The sequence below is a fragment of the Rhodohalobacter sp. 8-1 genome (assembly GCF_038150125.1).
Lineage (GTDB): Bacteria > Bacteroidota > Rhodothermia > Balneolales > Balneolaceae > SW132.
In genome coordinates, this window is sequence record NZ_JBBVMF010000001.1 from 326,850 (window position 1) to 342,550 (window position 15,701).

The following is a 15,701-nucleotide window of genomic DNA, read 5'->3' on the forward strand; positions in this document are numbered from 1 at the left end:
ATAATGATTGCTTGTCTACCGACGTTACAATCCTGAATTCGAACAAAACTTATATGTCCTTGAAAAAGTTTATTGCTCCGCAACTCGTCGTTTTACTGTTGTTATCTGCTATTTGGCTCGCAGGAGCTGATTCCATTCTTGTTAATAATGACAACGACCGAAAAAATCTGCACAAATATATGCAGGTGCAGCGGCGGGTGATGGATAATTACTTTGGCGATACAAACCTCAATGAGCTCTACAAGCGAAGTATTGCAGGGCTTGTAAACGCGATGGACGATTCAACTCTCACCCTTGAAGAAACGCCCATCGATACCACGTTTAACGGGGTTAATGTTACAAACTTGCGTGATTCTTACAACCGGTTTGAAGGTGCTTATTTGTATGTCGCAAATAACTACCCCGATAAAAATATGGATGAGCTGACGGAAAATGCTATTCGCGAGATGCTTGATACACTCGACCCCCACTCCGTCTATATTGAACCGGATAACAGCGAACGAATCCAGGAAAGTTTTGATGGTAAATTTCAGGGTATCGGTATTCAGTTTAATATTATACAGGACACTATAACAGTAATTACACCGATCTCCGGAGGTCCAAGTGATCAGCTTGGAATTATGTCGGGCGATCGCATCATCAGTATTAACGACAGCAGCGCCATCGGGTATGATAACCAGGATGTGGTGAATCGCCTTCGTGGTGAAAAAGGAACAGAAGTAACAATTCAGATTAAACGACCCAACCGAAGCAATCCGCTCACGTTTAATATCATCAGGGATGATATACCAATTACGACTCTGGACACACAGTACATGCTGGACGACAGAACCGGCTACATTAAAATAAACCGGTTTGCCGCCACTACTCACGACGAATTTTTAACTGCCGTTAACGATTTAAATCAAAATGGAATGGAACGGCTTGTGCTTGACCTAAGGAATAACCCGGGCGGTTACCTCAGCCAGGCAATAGCAATATCCGAAGAGTTTTTCCCGGAAAACACTCTATTGGTTTCAACTGAAAGTAAGCATCAGCGATTTAACCAGGAAGTCTATTCAAGACGCGATGGTCTCCTCAAGGATATGCCGGTGATTACCCTGGTCAATGAGGGATCCGCTTCTGCAAGTGAAATTGTGAGCGGCGCTATTCAGGATCACGACCGCGGACTCATCGTGGGACGTCGAACATTTGGCAAGGGCCTCGTCCAGCAGCAGTATGAGCTGGTTGATGACAGTAATATCAGGGTTACCATCAGCCGGTACCTCACTCCTTCCGGACGCCTTATTCAAAAACCATTTGAAGGGCGAAATGAAGATTATGCCTATGAAATTTACCACAGAGCTGAAGATGCAACCCTCGACACCCAGGAATTTAAGCAAGACGTGCCCGATTCTCTTCGATACACCACAACCGGCGGCCGAATTGTCTATGGCGGCGGCGGAATCGTCCCTGACTTTGTAGTACAGGAAGATACAACCGTCTCAGGTGAACTCTTCAGCTTCCTTATTTCGAACCGGATTGATTTCGACTTCGTTAGAAATTTTCTTGATGAAAACGGCGAGGAGTTCCGGAACCAGTGGGAAGATGATTTCAGTGATTTCCGGCATAATTTTGAATGGAGTGATGATCAGCGTCAAACACTTCTCACAAAAATGAAGGATAACGGCCTCGTGTTCGACAATTCAATCAGCGAACCTGAGTTTGAAGGTGATACACTTCGAATTTCGGAAGAGACTTACAACGAAAATCTTTGGGTCAATCTCGGGCGAATGAAGGCAGAACTTGCCCGCCAGGTTTGGAGTAGTGATAAGTTCTACTACATCACAAATGACCTCTTTAATGATACCTTAAATGAGGCGATGAAGCTATGGGATGAAGCCGATAAGATCACTTCAGATTATGCAAGCACAGCCGGTGCAAAACCCTGATCAAAGAATCGCTCAATAAAATAACTTCTGTTTGGGTTTTTCTGACAACTACATTTCCTAAGCCGACCTATCCGGGTCGGCTTTGTTAATGCCAAATTTTACAGCCATCATCATTGCTGCAGTTTCTGCCCTCAGCCGAAAATCGCCGAGCGAGATTCTGCGGGCATTTTTTCTTTTTAGAAGTTTCTCTTCCCTTTCAGAAAGTCCACCCTCGGGCCCGACAACCATCAATACATCTTCGGTATCCTCTCGACTTAAATCAACCTTGGTCCCACCATCCACGTCAGCTTGTATGATTTGAGTCCGGGTGAGGTCTCTGTCGAGGACATCATCGAGCGAATCAAACAAACGGACTTTCGGTAAATAGACCCTGAGAGATTGTTTCATCGCACTTAGAACAGCAGCTTCCACCCGATCAACGCGAACCTTGAATGGTTCTGTGTGATCAGCATGAAAAAGTGAAATTGAAGAGACACCCAATTCAGTAGCTTTCTCTGCGGCAAACTCAAGCCTGTCACGTTTTCTGATCAGGCCAAGACAAAGTTCTATGTTCAGTTTGGGTTTGGGAAATCTTTTTTTTTCAAGAATTGATGCACGCAGCTCTCGTTTAAATGCATGTTCAATCAGTCCAGTGTAACGTGTGCCGCACCCGTCCGTAACTAGTATTTCTTCGCCGATATTTTTTCTCATCACTTTGGCCGCGTGTTGTGCCTCACTTTCCGTGAGTATAATTTCGGTCTCTGAAATTTGTGCTGGTGGAGCGTAGAACTGGTTCATACCTTTTTGCGGCCAACGAATTCCTGGTTTGATATTGGTTTAGGGCTAAAAGATGTTTCCCCCGTTTTAAGCATCTCCTGAACATACGGGCGACAGAGTTCACAGTGCCTGCAACACACTTGGTTTTCCTGAAGCTCTTCTACGGTTCCTAAGTTTTCTCTATCCGCAATTTTTTTCACTTCAGCAAAGGATATATTGCTGCAAATACACCTGTTTACCATATCGACTACGCCGGACTTTTAAAATGTTTTCCAAGTTTAAGTCCCTGTCCCTGATAGTTGCTCTTAATTGAGGAGCCATAAGTAAACTCGGGCGTTTCCATGTTGGGTTCAAATCTCATGCTACAAAATGTCTGCCCATCTTCGATTAAAAATGGCACGTCATGCGACCGTACCTCGAGAACGGCACGGGCTCCTTTATCCTTGATATCCCCGCCAAATCCGCTGTCAAAAAAACCGGCGTAATGTGTTCGAAGCTCACCGGATCCGGTATCGTACGCAATCATTTCAGCGGCAAGGTGTTTCGGAATTCTGCAGCGTTCACGGGATGCAAAAATGTAAAACGCCTCGGGCTCAAGGATCAGATGATCCTCGTTCCCGGAATAAATAGGTTCCCAAAAATCGGATATCTCATAGTGGTTGATGTGATCCAGATCGATGAGATCGCGGTGCTTTTTAGCCTTATAACCCAAGATATTGTTTGATTCCACCTGCAGATTCACGCTCATAAAAAGCCCGTTATTGACTTTAATTTTGTCCATATCCAAGGGTGACCCATCAGAATTGAACAGTAACGGATCGGCTCCGTGAATGCGAAGAAGCTCCTCATCAGACAATACCTGTAACCCGTGGCGCAGCCTGAGCTGGTTCAATCTGTGACCGGTTTTCACTTTGATGGGAAACGATTTTGGTACTACTTCAAGGTACAGATTCCCGTTGTAGCCCGGTTCAATTTCTTCGAAGCGATGCGAATAATCTGTTATTACCCGTGTAAAAATATCAAGGCGGCCGGTTGTACTTTTTGGATTGGCTTTAGCCGTCAGATTTTCGTTGGAAATGAGGCGGGCTCGTACGTCAGGTGAACCGGCAGGCGATGTTTTATTTGTAGAAAAATGGCTTTCCGGCAAATTCAAATTTTCGAGCAGCGGAATAATATATACGCAATTCGGCTCCAGCACAGCGCCATCTGTAATAGAAAAGGAATACTGATGAAGCTTGTCAATTTTTTGATGCACTGTTTCGTTTTCCGGTAAAAAGCTGCTCCGGACGCGATATGCCTTCTCCCCAAGACGAAGGTCGATGGAGTTGGGCTGAAACTGATCTTCTTCAATCGGGTAATCTTCTGAGCCCGAGATGACACCGGCATCGACCAGTTCTTTTAGTTTTTGAACGGGTAAAATACCTTTGGTTCGCAGTACAATATCCTGCTTCATATTCTTTTAGCGGTCTGTGATCGCGCGTATACTCTGCTATCGAATTCCATCACCTTGTGGGCTGTCGACATCAGTAGTCACTTGCCCCTGTTGATGCAGGCAAACAGGTAACGCTTCAGTTATAATTTACGATCAGAAGGTACTAATTTATCACTCCATTTTTAAGGTGAAAACCGGTTGTTTAGTTATTTGTTGATTGGTTATTGGGGGTAGCCATTTTTTTAGCTTCAAGCCATCAAATATTTGTGGTTGAAATCTACAGATGGGAACATATTGATTCTCTATTCATCTCTCTTCAACTCAGATAAAAAGGCCTCCGTCGACTCCCGGATCTCTTTTTTTTGCTGATCAGATTTTTTGTTATCAAACATATTCACCATAAAATTGACCCGCCCGCTGTCATTAAATGTCTCTCTTTGTTTGTCTACAAAATTCCAGTAGAGGTAGTTAAACGGACAGGCATTCTCACCCGTTTTTTGGGTGATGCTGTATTCACAATGTTTGCAGTAATCACTCATCTTGTTGATGTAGTTCCCGCTCGACACATAGGGCTTTGATGCCAGCACGCCGCCATCAGCAAATGTGCTCATGCCAAGCACATTGGGGAGTTCCACCCATTCATAGGCATCAACATAGGCGAACCAGAACCAGCGATTAAGTTCACGCGGATCCGTTTCGGTTAGGTTACTAAAATTACTCAGTATCATGAGTCGTTGAATGTGGTGAGAATATCCTTCTTCAATAACTGGCTTGATGCTCTGCTCCATGCACTTCATCTTGGTTTCTCCGCTCCAAAACATTTCCGGCAGTTTATTGGTGAAACCAAAGTGATTTGCGTCTCTCACATCCGGCATCATTGCCTCATAATAAATCCGAATAAATTCACGCCAGCCCAGGATTTGCCGCACAAAGCCCTCAACGGAGTTAAGGCGCGCATCGCCTTCATCATACGCTTTCAGCGCTTTTCCGCACACTTCCTGCGGCGTCAACAGTCCGCTATTCATGTAGAGCGACAGCTGCGAGTGAAATAGCTGGTGGTCGTCTAGTTTTAATGCATCTTCATATGGCCCGAACTCATCAAGCCTCTCTTCAATAAACTGATCCAGCATTTCAAGAGCATCGCTGCGGGTTACGGCGTAGGGAAAGTGTTCAAGTTTACCGAAGTGATTAGGAAAATAGTCCTCTACCATTTCAATAACCTCTTGCGTGATGCTGTCCGGCTCAATTACGGGGATGTCTGGAACGGGATGATTTTTCGGAAGTGACTCCCGGTTTTGATCATCATAATTCCATTCCCCGCCTTCAGGCTCGTCGCCATCCATCAAATAACCTGTTTTACGTCGCATGTCCCTATAGAAATATTCCATTCTATACCCGGGTTCAATCTTCTCTGTCCACTCCTCCGGATCAGCAAAAAAGAATGAGTTTGGAATCTCACTCACATCGCAGTCAAGGGATTCATCAAGGCCGCGCAGACACTGCCTGGAATCCCACTCAGATGGCATCATGTAGGTAAGTTCTCCATCGAAATCCTGTAAAAGGTCTGTAAGCCCATCATCAAAATGTCCCTTTGTTGAATGATATAAAACAGGAAATCCCTCTTCATAGCATTCAAGAGCAAAATGTCGCATGGCACTCAGCACATAAGTCGCCTTCATTTTGTGATGCGGAAGCTCCTCCCCTTTTTCACGGCTTTCGATGAAAATCAGGAGCGGATGTTCATCTTTTATCCATGCGGGCCATGCCTCAAGGTTGAGCTGGTCATGAAGTATGAAAACAGCTTTATCGTGAGATTTGAGATCTGTTTTGCTGAGTTTAGTATCAACCTGAGATAAATATTGTCGGGGCATGTGTCCGTTTTTACAATGTAAACTGTGTGCTTACCCTGAGTCGTTCCTTCTAATCTAAGGATAGTTTATTTAAACCGAACAATCAGCCCGCCAACGGTGATCTCCAACCAATTTTCTAGTAGCTATTGACATTTATACTTATTACTACTTTATTAGTACTACACCTTTAATAAACCAATACCCATGCGATTCATACTACTTTTACTATTGATAGCGCTCTCCACAACAACCCTGAGTGCTCAAACCGCTGTCAAGTCAATAGAAACTGCAGAACAAGGCTCTATCGACATTTCAAAGATTGAAGAACAGTACATAGATGCACTGAATTCAGAGCCTTGTGAGGGAATTTTCAACAACAATCAGGATGAGTTCATCAGCAGCTATCGCCAATTGATTTACGACATCTCATCACACCTCCGCGAAAATGGTTTTAAATTTGAAAGTAATATCCGAATGTTTACCCGCATCTATTTCAACTAAAAGGGGACCATTGACTGCTTTTTTTACAGCAGCGGTCAGGCAGGATTTAGCAGTGAACAAGAACAACAATTTAACAGCTTGCTTCAGCCCTATCTGAGCGATTATCAATTTTCACAAACAGCAGACCGGCCCTTTGCTCAATGCAGTCCGGTCGTCTTTGCCGCCGGCAAATAAACCCTTCATTAAACCTTAAACCAATTAGCTCATGAGAAAATCATTAACACCCCTTGGCGAAACAGAGATGGAAGTTTTACACCACGTTTGGAACGCAGGTGAAGCGTCCGTTGCCGATATCCGTGAACGGATTCTGGAGGACAGAAAAGTTGCTTATACCACCATCATGACGGTCATGAAAAATCTTGCTGATAAAGGCTACCTCAAATACAGGAAAGAAGGCATCAGCTACATTTACAGTGCGGCGATCGACCCGTCGAATGTGCGCTATAACCTGGTCGACCGATTAGTTGACAAGGTATTTCACGGATCACCAAAAGATTTGGTTCAGACGCTCGTCAAAAATGAGAACCTGTCAGATAAAGACCGCGAAGAGATTAAAAAACTGATTCAGTCAATGGAGGATTGATATGGACTTTTTCATTCAACAGTTTCAAAACCTCATACATTTTGCGTGGCTGCCCGTTTTGATCTGGACTCTCTTTGCCGGTGGCATAACCTTGCTACTTAAAGCTGCGAATAGGATCCACCCGCAATATCACTACCATATTCGTCTGGCGCTGATTATGGGGCTTCCGCTTGGACTGATGTCCGCCTGGCTCGCCGATAAAGCCGCTGCTTACTTTACAGAACCTGCGGCACTCACTATTATCTCAATGATTTCACCCATTGAAGTTGGGATTGGACCAAATAACTCCGAGACCTACTCATCCACTGAAATTCTCTTTTTAGTTTGCGGGATGCTGCTTGTAGCGGGGTTGCTCTGGTATTCAGGATCACGTTTTATCCAGTGGGCTCGCTTGCAGTCTCTCAGACGATCGCTGAACCTTTCTCCGATTTACGACCATCCTCAGCTTTCAAGTGATAACAAGCGTCTTGCCAAAGAAACGGGCAAACCGATCCTGATTGGAATTTCCGGACAAGATTACATTCCCGTTACATTTGGTGTGATGCAGCCAGTCATACTCATTCCGGAATCTCTCACAGACACTCCTCATAAAATGAACCTGGCCATTCGTCATGAGCTGACGCACATACAGCAGCATGATTTTGGGACTCATCTGTTTGTGACGGTCATTCAATCGGTGTTCTGGTTCCACCCGCTGGTTCACTTGCTCGCCAATCAAATTGTGGAATATCGCGAGATGCGCTGCGACAGCCTCATCATTGCCGACAGTTCTGTTTCACGGAAAGAGTACGCCTCTCTCCTGTTTGAGCTTCTGCCAATGCCTAATCTTAACCAAAAAGTCTCCGTAAACATGGCACAGAAATCATCAAACCTAAAAGAACGAATAGACCGAATAACCCGCCAGTCCGGCAACCAGGTGTACCCGTACCGATCGAGTCTGACCGTACTTGCAACACTGCTTGTTGCCCTAACTATAGGCATGGCATGTACCGACATGCAAACACAGGCCGTGTTTGATAATGAAGAACTGGACCTGATGACCGATGTGGATAAAACCGGTGAGCGCGGCTACCATCAAATATTAATCTTCATGGGTGAAGAGGGACAGTCAGAACGTCACGAAGATGCCATGGCAAAACTCAGCAATCTCCGGCCCGAGTATATTGAGTCTATCAATGTGCTCAAAGGAGAAACCGCCACCGAAAAGTATGGCGATCGTGCTAAACACGGAGTTTTAGAAATACGGACAAAGCAAGATCCAGAGTCTTACAATACTGCGCTGAAAGCACTGGGAATGGAGCCTGAAATGCCACCGACACCACCAAGACCCGGAAGCGGTGCTTCTGATGAAGGAGATTACTTTGTAGTCGTTGAAGAAATGCCGGAATTGATTGGTGGGCTTTCATCAATTCAGACAAACATCCAGTATCCCGAAATGGCCCGCCGCGCCGGAATTGAGGGACGCGTTTTTGTTCAGTTCATTGTCAGTGAAAATGGTGACGTAGAGGATGCACGTGTTATTCGTGGTATTGGCGGCGGTGCTGACGAAGAAGCACTGAGGGCTGTAAGTCAAGCTAAATTTAAGCCCGGTGTACAGCGCGGACAACCTGTTCGGGTTCAGTATTCGCTGCCTGTTGTTTTTCGATTGGGTAATTCTGCAGAACAAAATGTAGAATCAAATCAGCCTCAGATGTCAAGAAAATCAATGACCTCGAATATCAGTTTTGACAATAATATTATTCGTGGTACAGTTACCAACGGTGAAACCGGAGAGCCTCTTTCTGGCACAAATGTGGTAATTGAAGGTACTAATATTGGAACGGTCACAAACAGTAATGGTGAATTTACTCTTAACTATCAGGAAAGTGATTCTGCGCGGTTGATTATCAGTTACGTTGGATTTGTAACTCAATCTGTTAATTTAATGCAGACAAGACCTGACAATTAAGAGTTGTTCGTAGAATTATAGAAATTGCTTACAAAAAGCGAGTTCATACAGGACTCGCTTTTTTTATGCCTGCCCTTTTTATTGATTTAGTAGATTTGTCTTCCAGCTTGGAACAATAATCCCATCATTTTCTTTAATATTAAAGCAACGACGTTGTTTTCTTACGAATTTGAAGCACTTAAAAATTATTTTCCACATATTTGCAACATTTTCGGAAACATCACGTATCGGCACATTAATCAGGTTTAAACAACGAAGAAGGACCATCTATGGCAGCGAACCTCAAAAAATCACGCACAAATAAAATGCTCGCGGGTGTCTGCGGAGGTATTGGAGAATATCTCGGCTGGGATCCTACAATCGTGCGGATTATTTTCCTCATCCTTATATTCTCATCGTTTGGCACAATGGTGTTATTCTACTTTATCCTGGCGCTCATCATGCCCGACTGACACAGCACCCCATCTTTACAACTCTTTTTATTATTACCCCGATGCAATCTACGAATAGATTTTTTGCATCAGTTTGCGTTTGGCAATGGGTAGAATAGTGTTATCAAATGAAAAGTCAAGATCTGTATAGAAAGAAAATGTTGCGGGATTCGGAAGCTCCTGCTGCTCTTTGATGAGATCCAGTTTCACAGAATTAGGTGATATTTCCGCCAATTCTTTGTTTAGGGATTTCAAGAGTTTCGTTTTTAAGGATCGATATTTATCCTCTGCACTTTGAAATATCGACACTTCAAAACGGAACAGGTTCAGTTTCTTTTGTTTGTTATCGGGCAGAAAAAAGTATCCCTCATCCCTGTAACTTGGCACAATGCCTACATGCTCTACAGTTAACCCCTCCGATACATATTCGTGAATAGCAGCTCCCTCCTGGATTGTTTTTTCAATATGGGGAATCGCCCAGAGTATCAGCTCCTCCACACTTTTGAGGTCGGTTCCATCCACAAATACCACATCATGCTCAATAGTTTGGTTTACCCAGTCAATCTTACTGATGCGTTTCGGAAACCGATTTCGCAAATCAGTAATATGCCCGATAACTTCCTTCAGTGTTCGATGAAGATCCACCAGGAAACTCAGATGCGGATACACCTTGTAATATTGAAATTCTCCTGAAATTTTCTTTAGCTCAGCGAGAATGACATACTGACGTTTTTCAAGATCGTCCTGAACTTTTGTGAAGAGATTGAGAGATAAACGGCTGGTTTGTTTCATAGCAAACTGATGTGATGATCTTTAGGTAATAGCTTATTAACGCTAATTAAAACAGACCATATTATCAATAGCATGATAATGTCTGTTTAATTTTTTATCGGACTTCCGCTTGAGAATATTAAATGAACTGAATTTGTGACAACACCAGGATCTTGGGCCACATATTGCAGAAATCGGCCTGAATCAATACAATACACAACCTAATTATCAATATTCCATCATTCTTTAATATATTTAACCAATAAGGATTCACTGCAAAACCGGGAAACGTTTCCAGGCATTTATTTATCAGTTATTTATAACTTTATACCTTATTTAATAAGTTATATATTAATTTTAGATGTAATAATTACCCTATAACAGTTTTTTATTTGATTTAATTAGATTAATTTTGCATTCAACAACCATATAATAAACCTGTACACTATGCTTAGTAAAAATTACACACCAAAGAGAACCGTTTGCAAAGTCACCTTCGCAGTGCCTGAAGAGTGGGCATCTTCCGAGATAAAACTTGTTGGAGATTTTAACGACTGGGATACAAAAGCAGATGAGTTGGAAAAAAAGAAAGGGAAATGGGAGATCACCAAACGCCTGAAACCTGAAAATGAATATCGATTCAAATATTTAATCGATGGCGAAGTCTGGGAAAATGACGATGCCGCGGATACTTATATCCCCAATGAATTTGGAACAGAGGATTCCGTTGTAGAAATAGGAAAATAGACATATTGCCGTTCGTATTGAACTGCCTAAATACTTAAATTTATATATATGCCAAAAGTCCGTCCGGTTTCAACACCTGACGGACTTTTTTATTACGCCCTTCCCCGATTAAAATAACACCTTCTCAGCTTTTTTAGATTGAATCTTTGCCTGAATCTATGTAAATCAAAAAATACCCATCATGATTAAAAAAATCTTGGGAGATACATGATGAATGAAAAGCGAGATCTTGATAACTATATAGTACAGCTTGTTGAAAGCATGAGGGAATCGGCACAAAACCTACCCGGTCCACACGTAAAGTCGGAGTTTGATGAGAAGAGTCTGCCCGAGGAACTCAAAATGTTTACATATGCTGAACGATATATCCGCGGAAAAGCAAAGCCATTAGCAGTTATAACCAGCATCGACACGCAGGCCATTCCTCCCGGCAATAAAATGACAAATGCACAGACCATTTTTTTATATGATGAAATGACCCGGCTGCTGAGCGCCTTCGGGTTTTATGCTGATTTTCCTGAAGGCCTGCCGGTAGAACAGAAATACAGTCTGCTCAGACAGAGTTGGGACGACAAATTTTTGTACACAGGCGATGACATAACCTGCTTTGAGTTTTGCGATTACGAGCCAAGCAGATGCCCTTTTCCCGAATCTTTCTGCCGGTGTAAAGATTTAGATGATTTTGACGGGTTTGATGATTTTGATAATGGTGAATCAATATTTTGACAGTCCAATTGGTATTCAAATCAAATAATCATCAAACCCAAATAACCGGTTTTAGCATAGAGAATAACATTCAACAAGAAAACATGAGGAACAACATATGAAAAGAATTAAAACATTTGGGGCACTCATCATCGGGGCTATTTTCATGTATGATTTTATTATCACTTTCACATCAAATAGCATTGAGCAGTATGAGGTGATTGGTATGGACGTTTCTAAAACAACCTATCTCGCCTACCTGCTGGCCATCACTATTTCATTTCTTTCGTACGGGTTCACCAAACAGTTTGAAAATGAAGGTGAAGAAGCTAAAACGCAAGGATCGATTAGCGATAGATAACGATCTAAAAAAAACTCACAGAAAGTATCATACATTGCAGGCAAAGTACTGCATCGCAATAGCAAATCTCAGATTAACGTCATGCTTAAATGATACAAAAAGTTCTTAATCAAATATGTCTCCCAACATAAAAACCCGTCAAGAAAAATAATCTTGCGGAGTTTATATATAAGTGGAGGTGCCGGGGCGAAGCACTGCTTCGCAACAACAAAGCTCAGAACTACGACCTACATAAATCGTTTTTAAGTTCACTGAACCATGATTGCAAAAAAAATCCCCGTCAAAGATTTTAACATTGCGGGGAGATAAGTAAAGTGGAGGTGCCGGGAGTTGAACCGCGGAGCATTGCTTCGCAAGAGCAACGCTCAGATCCCGCTGTTTCTGATGAGTGAATCACAGACCAACAATGTGATTACGGCAAAAAAAATCCCCGTCCATGCAAAGATACATGCGGGGAGATAAGTAAAGTGGAGGTGCCGGGAGTTGAACCGCGGAGCATTGCTTCGCAAGAGCAACGCTCAGATCCCGCTGTTTCTGATGAGTGAATCACAGACCAACAATGTGATTACGGCAAAAAAAATCCCCGTCCATGCAAAGATACATGCGGGGAGATAAGTAAAGTGGAGGTGCCGGGAGTTGAACCGCGGAGCATTGCTTCGCAAGAGCAACGCTCAGATCCCGCTGTTTCTGATGAGTGAATCACAGACCAACAATGTGATTACGGCAAAAAAAATCCCCGTCCATGCAAAGATACATGCGGGGAGATAAGTAAAGTGGAGGTGCCGGGAGTTGAACCCGGGTCCGGGAAGGTAAATCGTCAAGCATCTACATGCTTAGCTATTGATTAAAGTTTCGGATGAAGCAATGCTCAATAGCAAAGCGACTTCATCCTATTCTGCATTAAGTTCTCCTTCCATCCAGCAGACATGGACTTGGGAAAAGTCTATCTAAGTCGGCGCTCACGACAGGGTCAATAGACGAACACCTGTGAGAACGGACGGCTTGCTTTACGCAGCCAGTCGGTATGAGTAATTGTTGTCAACTACTTTTTATCCATGATGGTTGATTTACGAGAACCATCGGTCACTCTCGGCATGCAGCCTGCAATTGTACGCAGCCCGTCGAATCCGTTACACCCCCAATATGTCAAAGTACAAATACCTGCTCGCTTATTTTCGAACAGACTAATAATATAACGAACAATTCTGCTAATTAGTATTCTTAGTTTGAATCGTTTATCATAATGCTACAAAATGATTTAAGAGCGATAATCAACATTCAATCAACCCATCAAATCCAAAGACTAACTAACGGGTTTTATAATCATTTATTTTGTTCATACCCTATGGCGGAATGCAACATATCGAATTTAGGTTCGTAGGTCACACACCAGTTAAAATAAATTCCATTTCATTGAAACGAGTCGTTTTTCTCATGCTGTTGATCGCTTCAACCGGCAATATCTCAGAACTATTTGCACAAAATTCATCATCGGTAAATGGGTATATCACCGATTCTGAAACAGGTGAGACGCTTATATCAGCAAATATTGCCATTTTAGAACTGAACCGGGGTACCTCGGCGAACACGTCCGGTTACTACTCAATTACAAACCTGACCCCGGGAACATACACGCTCGTTGCAAGCTACATTGGCTATCGCAGATACGAGCAAGAAATTGAGCTTTCTGCAGGCGAAACTAAGCGAATTGATATTGAAATGATCCCTGAAGGCGTGGAGCTTGAAACCTTGGTTGTAGAGTCAGATGTTGAGCGTGAAGAGCAGCGGAATATTGGAACAGCTCAAATCACAACAGAGCTTATTAAAGATCTCCCCCCCGTCATCGAACCCGATGTGTTTCGCTCGATTCAGCTTCTCCCGGGTGTGAAAGCAGCCAACGACTTTTCGAGCGGCCTGTATGTGCGCGGCGGGAGCCCCGATCAAACTCTTATATTGTTGGATGAAACGACCGTGTACAATCCATCACACTTTTTTGGGTTCTTTTCCACGTTTAATCCCGATGCCGTTAAAGATGTGCGTCTTTACAAAGGAGGATACCCTGCCAATTACGGCGGACGGCTGGGCTCTGTACTTACTGTTTTCAATAAAGATGGGAACCGGAACGAAACGCGCGGATCGGTCAGCCTGGGTCTGCTTGCTTCAAGAGTAAGTGCAGAGGGGCCAACCGGGTTTGGTTCGTGGATGCTCGCATTTCGGCGATCCACACTTGAACCTGTGCTTGCCGTACTCAGAGGAACAACGGATAACGTTCCTGACAGTTTCTACTTTTACGATATTAACGGTAAAATAAATTTTGATGCGACCCGAAACGACCGTCTCTCACTGGCGTTTTACACCGGCACAGACAATGTTCTTTTCCCGTTTGGTGATGATGCGTCCATCGGCCTGAACTACGGTAACCGGACAATCAGCGGTCAGTGGCGGAAAATTTTATCCGATAAGCTGTTCCTGAAAACAACAGCTACCGGATCACGTTACTTTAACAACCCCGAATTTAGTATTGGCGGCACTCCGTTCGAGCGCAATAACAATGTGTACGATATCTCATTGAAATCCGATTTGCAGTATATACCAAACGAAAAACACACACTGTCTACAGGATTTTGGGCCGGAAATCTCATCCTGCGTTTTAACGATAGTTTCGACAGCCAGGAAACGTTTGCTAACCGCATTCAAAGCAGCTATGCCTCGTTTTATCTTCAAGATGAGTGGAAACCGGGCAATCGGTGGATTTTCAATGGTGGCGTGAGGCTAAACCGTTTCTCGGAAGGAGATTATTTCAAAATTGCCCCGCGGCTCTCCGCTGAATACAGGCCTAATTCCTCCATCAGGCTGCAGGCTGCTTATGGACGGTACTACCAGTTTCTCACCCTTATCACAAACGAGGCATTTTCCGGGTTTGATCTGTGGCTGACCACGGATGATGGAGTGCCGCCGGCCTACGGTGATCAGTTTGTACTGGGCGCTAAAACCATTCCATTTGAAGGCTACGGTCTGGACATTGAGTTTTACTACCGAACGATGCGGGACCTGTTTGAACTTGACCCATTTACCAGTGACGCAGCTGGATTAGACTATAATGAACTGTTTCGGTTTGGTGATGGATACGCCTACGGAGCAGAACTCTTTTTTGAAAAGCAGATCGGCCGGCTCACCGGGTTTTTGGGATACACGTTTGGCGTGACTCGGCGAAAATTTCCCGGATTTAACACTGACATTACAACATCAAACCCTGATGCAAGGTTTTACCCGCCAAAATATGATCGCCTTCACGACGTAAATATTGTTGCAAACTATCGGCTCTCTCAGCGATGGAGTACATCAGCCGTATTTAGCTATGGAACCGGTCAGGCATACACAGAACCGCTGGGACGCACTGAATTTTCTGGCGTGCCCTGGGGTAACCTTAACCGGGAATCATTTACTATTGGCCGATTAAATGCTTCACGACTCCCCTCCTACCACAGGCTTGATTTGTCATTCAGCCGTGCCGGTGATTTTTTCGGACTTGGCGAGGCAGAATGGCGATTTCAAATAATTAATGTATACTCACGGCGAAATACGTGGTTCTACAACTATGATTTTGATGAAAACCCCGTAGAGCGGTCGGAAGTTACCCTGCTTCCCATTCTTCCATCCTTATCTTACACCGTTAACTTTTAGA

At 43.6% G+C, this 15,701-nt stretch carries 13 protein-coding genes and 1 other RNA gene; 9 read left to right on the top strand and 5 right to left on the bottom strand.

The window, feature by feature from the left end; translation table 11 throughout:
- Window positions 1-53: 53 nt before the first annotated feature.
- Window positions 54-1,931 (top strand): S41 family peptidase, encoded by a 1,878-nt coding sequence (locus AABW11_RS01415; RefSeq protein WP_340102713.1) that lies wholly within the window; start codon window positions 54-56, stop codon window positions 1,929-1,931.
- 57 nt (window positions 1,932-1,988) lie between these two features.
- On the opposite strand, the gene AABW11_RS01420 is transcribed toward AABW11_RS01415, so the two are convergent.
- The 3 genes from AABW11_RS01420 to AABW11_RS01430 form a co-directional block, all read right to left on the bottom strand.
- A complete protein-coding gene (locus tag AABW11_RS01420; RefSeq protein ID WP_340102714.1) occupies window positions 1,989-2,708 on the bottom strand; it encodes an RsmE family RNA methyltransferase in 720 nt (239 codons plus the stop codon).
- Window positions 2,709-2,934: 226 nt separating this feature from the next.
- Window positions 2,935-4,140 carry a 2'-deoxycytidine 5'-triphosphate deaminase gene (locus AABW11_RS01425; RefSeq protein WP_340102715.1) on the bottom strand — a complete coding sequence of 402 codons (1,206 nt, stop codon included), beginning with the start codon at window positions 4,138-4,140 and terminating at the stop codon, window positions 2,935-2,937.
- 281 nt (window positions 4,141-4,421) lie between these two features.
- The gene (locus AABW11_RS01430; RefSeq protein WP_340102716.1) at window positions 4,422-5,990 is read right to left on the bottom strand and encodes a cryptochrome/photolyase family protein; all 1,569 of its coding nucleotides are present in this window, start codon (window positions 5,988-5,990) and stop codon (window positions 4,422-4,424) included.
- Between the two features lie 183 nt (window positions 5,991-6,173).
- Here AABW11_RS01430 and AABW11_RS01435 point away from each other — a divergent pair, with 183 nt between their 5' ends.
- The 4 genes from AABW11_RS01435 (at window position 6,174) to AABW11_RS01450 (ending at window position 9,453) form a co-directional block, all read left to right on the top strand.
- Window positions 6,174-6,470 (top strand): hypothetical protein, encoded by a 297-nt coding sequence (locus AABW11_RS01435; protein WP_340102717.1) that lies wholly within the window; start codon window positions 6,174-6,176, stop codon window positions 6,468-6,470.
- A gap of 205 nt (window positions 6,471-6,675) precedes the next feature.
- Window positions 6,676-7,053: a BlaI/MecI/CopY family transcriptional regulator gene (locus tag AABW11_RS01440; protein WP_340102718.1), complete on the top strand. Its 378-nt coding sequence runs from the start codon at window positions 6,676-6,678 to the stop codon at window positions 7,051-7,053.
- 1 nt (window position 7,054) lies between these two features.
- A complete protein-coding gene (locus AABW11_RS01445) occupies window positions 7,055-9,001 on the top strand; it encodes a TonB family protein (protein ID WP_340102719.1) in 1,947 nt (648 codons plus the stop codon).
- A 269-nt stretch (window positions 9,002-9,270) separates the two neighbouring features.
- Window positions 9,271-9,453: a PspC domain-containing protein gene (locus AABW11_RS01450; RefSeq protein WP_340102720.1), complete on the top strand. Its 183-nt coding sequence runs from the start codon at window positions 9,271-9,273 to the stop codon at window positions 9,451-9,453.
- Window positions 9,454-9,501: 48 nt separating this feature from the next.
- On the opposite strand, the gene AABW11_RS01455 is transcribed toward AABW11_RS01450, so the two are convergent.
- On the bottom strand, window positions 9,502-10,224 hold the full coding sequence (locus AABW11_RS01455; protein ID WP_340102721.1) for a hypothetical protein: 723 nt from the start codon (window positions 10,222-10,224) through the stop codon (window positions 9,502-9,504).
- Between the two features lie 426 nt (window positions 10,225-10,650).
- On the opposite strand from AABW11_RS01455, the gene AABW11_RS01460 reads away from it, so the two are divergent.
- From AABW11_RS01460 to AABW11_RS01470, 3 genes are all read left to right on the top strand, one after another.
- On the top strand, window positions 10,651-10,950 hold the full coding sequence (locus AABW11_RS01460) for an isoamylase early set domain-containing protein (protein WP_340102722.1): 300 nt from the start codon (window positions 10,651-10,653) through the stop codon (window positions 10,948-10,950).
- Window positions 10,951-11,157: 207 nt separating this feature from the next.
- Window positions 11,158-11,676, top strand: coding sequence for a hypothetical protein (locus AABW11_RS01465; protein ID WP_340102723.1), 519 nt, complete (start codon window positions 11,158-11,160; stop codon window positions 11,674-11,676).
- A gap of 97 nt (window positions 11,677-11,773) precedes the next feature.
- Window positions 11,774-12,016: a hypothetical protein gene (locus AABW11_RS01470; RefSeq protein WP_340102724.1), complete on the top strand. Its 243-nt coding sequence runs from the start codon at window positions 11,774-11,776 to the stop codon at window positions 12,014-12,016.
- A gap of 771 nt (window positions 12,017-12,787) precedes the next feature.
- On the opposite strand, the gene ssrA is transcribed toward AABW11_RS01470, so the two are convergent.
- Window positions 12,788-13,156: a transfer-messenger RNA gene (gene ssrA / locus AABW11_RS01475) on the bottom strand.
- 273 nt (window positions 13,157-13,429) lie between these two features.
- Here ssrA and AABW11_RS01480 point away from each other — a divergent pair.
- The gene (locus AABW11_RS01480; protein ID WP_340102725.1) at window positions 13,430-15,700 is read left to right on the top strand and encodes a TonB-dependent receptor; all 2,271 of its coding nucleotides are present in this window, start codon (window positions 13,430-13,432) and stop codon (window positions 15,698-15,700) included.
- Window position 15,701: the final 1 nt, after the last annotated feature.

Excerpts from the sequence above, each read along its gene's own strand:
- AABW11_RS01465 (WP_340102723.1), top strand. The coding sequence starts at position 11,158 with ATGATGAATGAAAAGCGAGATCTTGATAACTATATAGTACAGCTTGTT.
- AABW11_RS01455 (WP_340102721.1), bottom strand. The coding sequence starts at position 10,224 with ATGAAACAAACCAGCCGTTTATCTCTCAATCTCTTCACAAAAGTTCAG.
- AABW11_RS01440 (WP_340102718.1), top strand. The coding sequence starts at position 6,676 with ATGAGAAAATCATTAACACCCCTTGGCGAAACAGAGATGGAAGTTTTA.
- AABW11_RS01460 (WP_340102722.1), top strand. The coding sequence starts at position 10,651 with ATGCTTAGTAAAAATTACACACCAAAGAGAACCGTTTGCAAAGTCACC.
- AABW11_RS01435 (WP_340102717.1), top strand. The coding sequence starts at position 6,174 with ATGCGATTCATACTACTTTTACTATTGATAGCGCTCTCCACAACAACC.
- AABW11_RS01430 (WP_340102716.1), bottom strand. The coding sequence starts at position 5,990 with ATGCCCCGACAATATTTATCTCAGGTTGATACTAAACTCAGCAAAACA.
- AABW11_RS01450 (WP_340102720.1), top strand. The coding sequence starts at position 9,271 with ATGGCAGCGAACCTCAAAAAATCACGCACAAATAAAATGCTCGCGGGT.
- AABW11_RS01445 (WP_340102719.1), top strand. The coding sequence starts at position 7,055 with ATGGACTTTTTCATTCAACAGTTTCAAAACCTCATACATTTTGCGTGG.
- AABW11_RS01415 (WP_340102713.1), top strand. The coding sequence starts at position 54 with ATGTCCTTGAAAAAGTTTATTGCTCCGCAACTCGTCGTTTTACTGTTG.
- AABW11_RS01420 (WP_340102714.1), bottom strand. The coding sequence starts at position 2,708 with ATGAACCAGTTCTACGCTCCACCAGCACAAATTTCAGAGACCGAAATT.
- AABW11_RS01425 (WP_340102715.1), bottom strand. The coding sequence starts at position 4,140 with ATGAAGCAGGATATTGTACTGCGAACCAAAGGTATTTTACCCGTTCAA.
- AABW11_RS01470 (WP_340102724.1), top strand. The coding sequence starts at position 11,774 with ATGAAAAGAATTAAAACATTTGGGGCACTCATCATCGGGGCTATTTTC.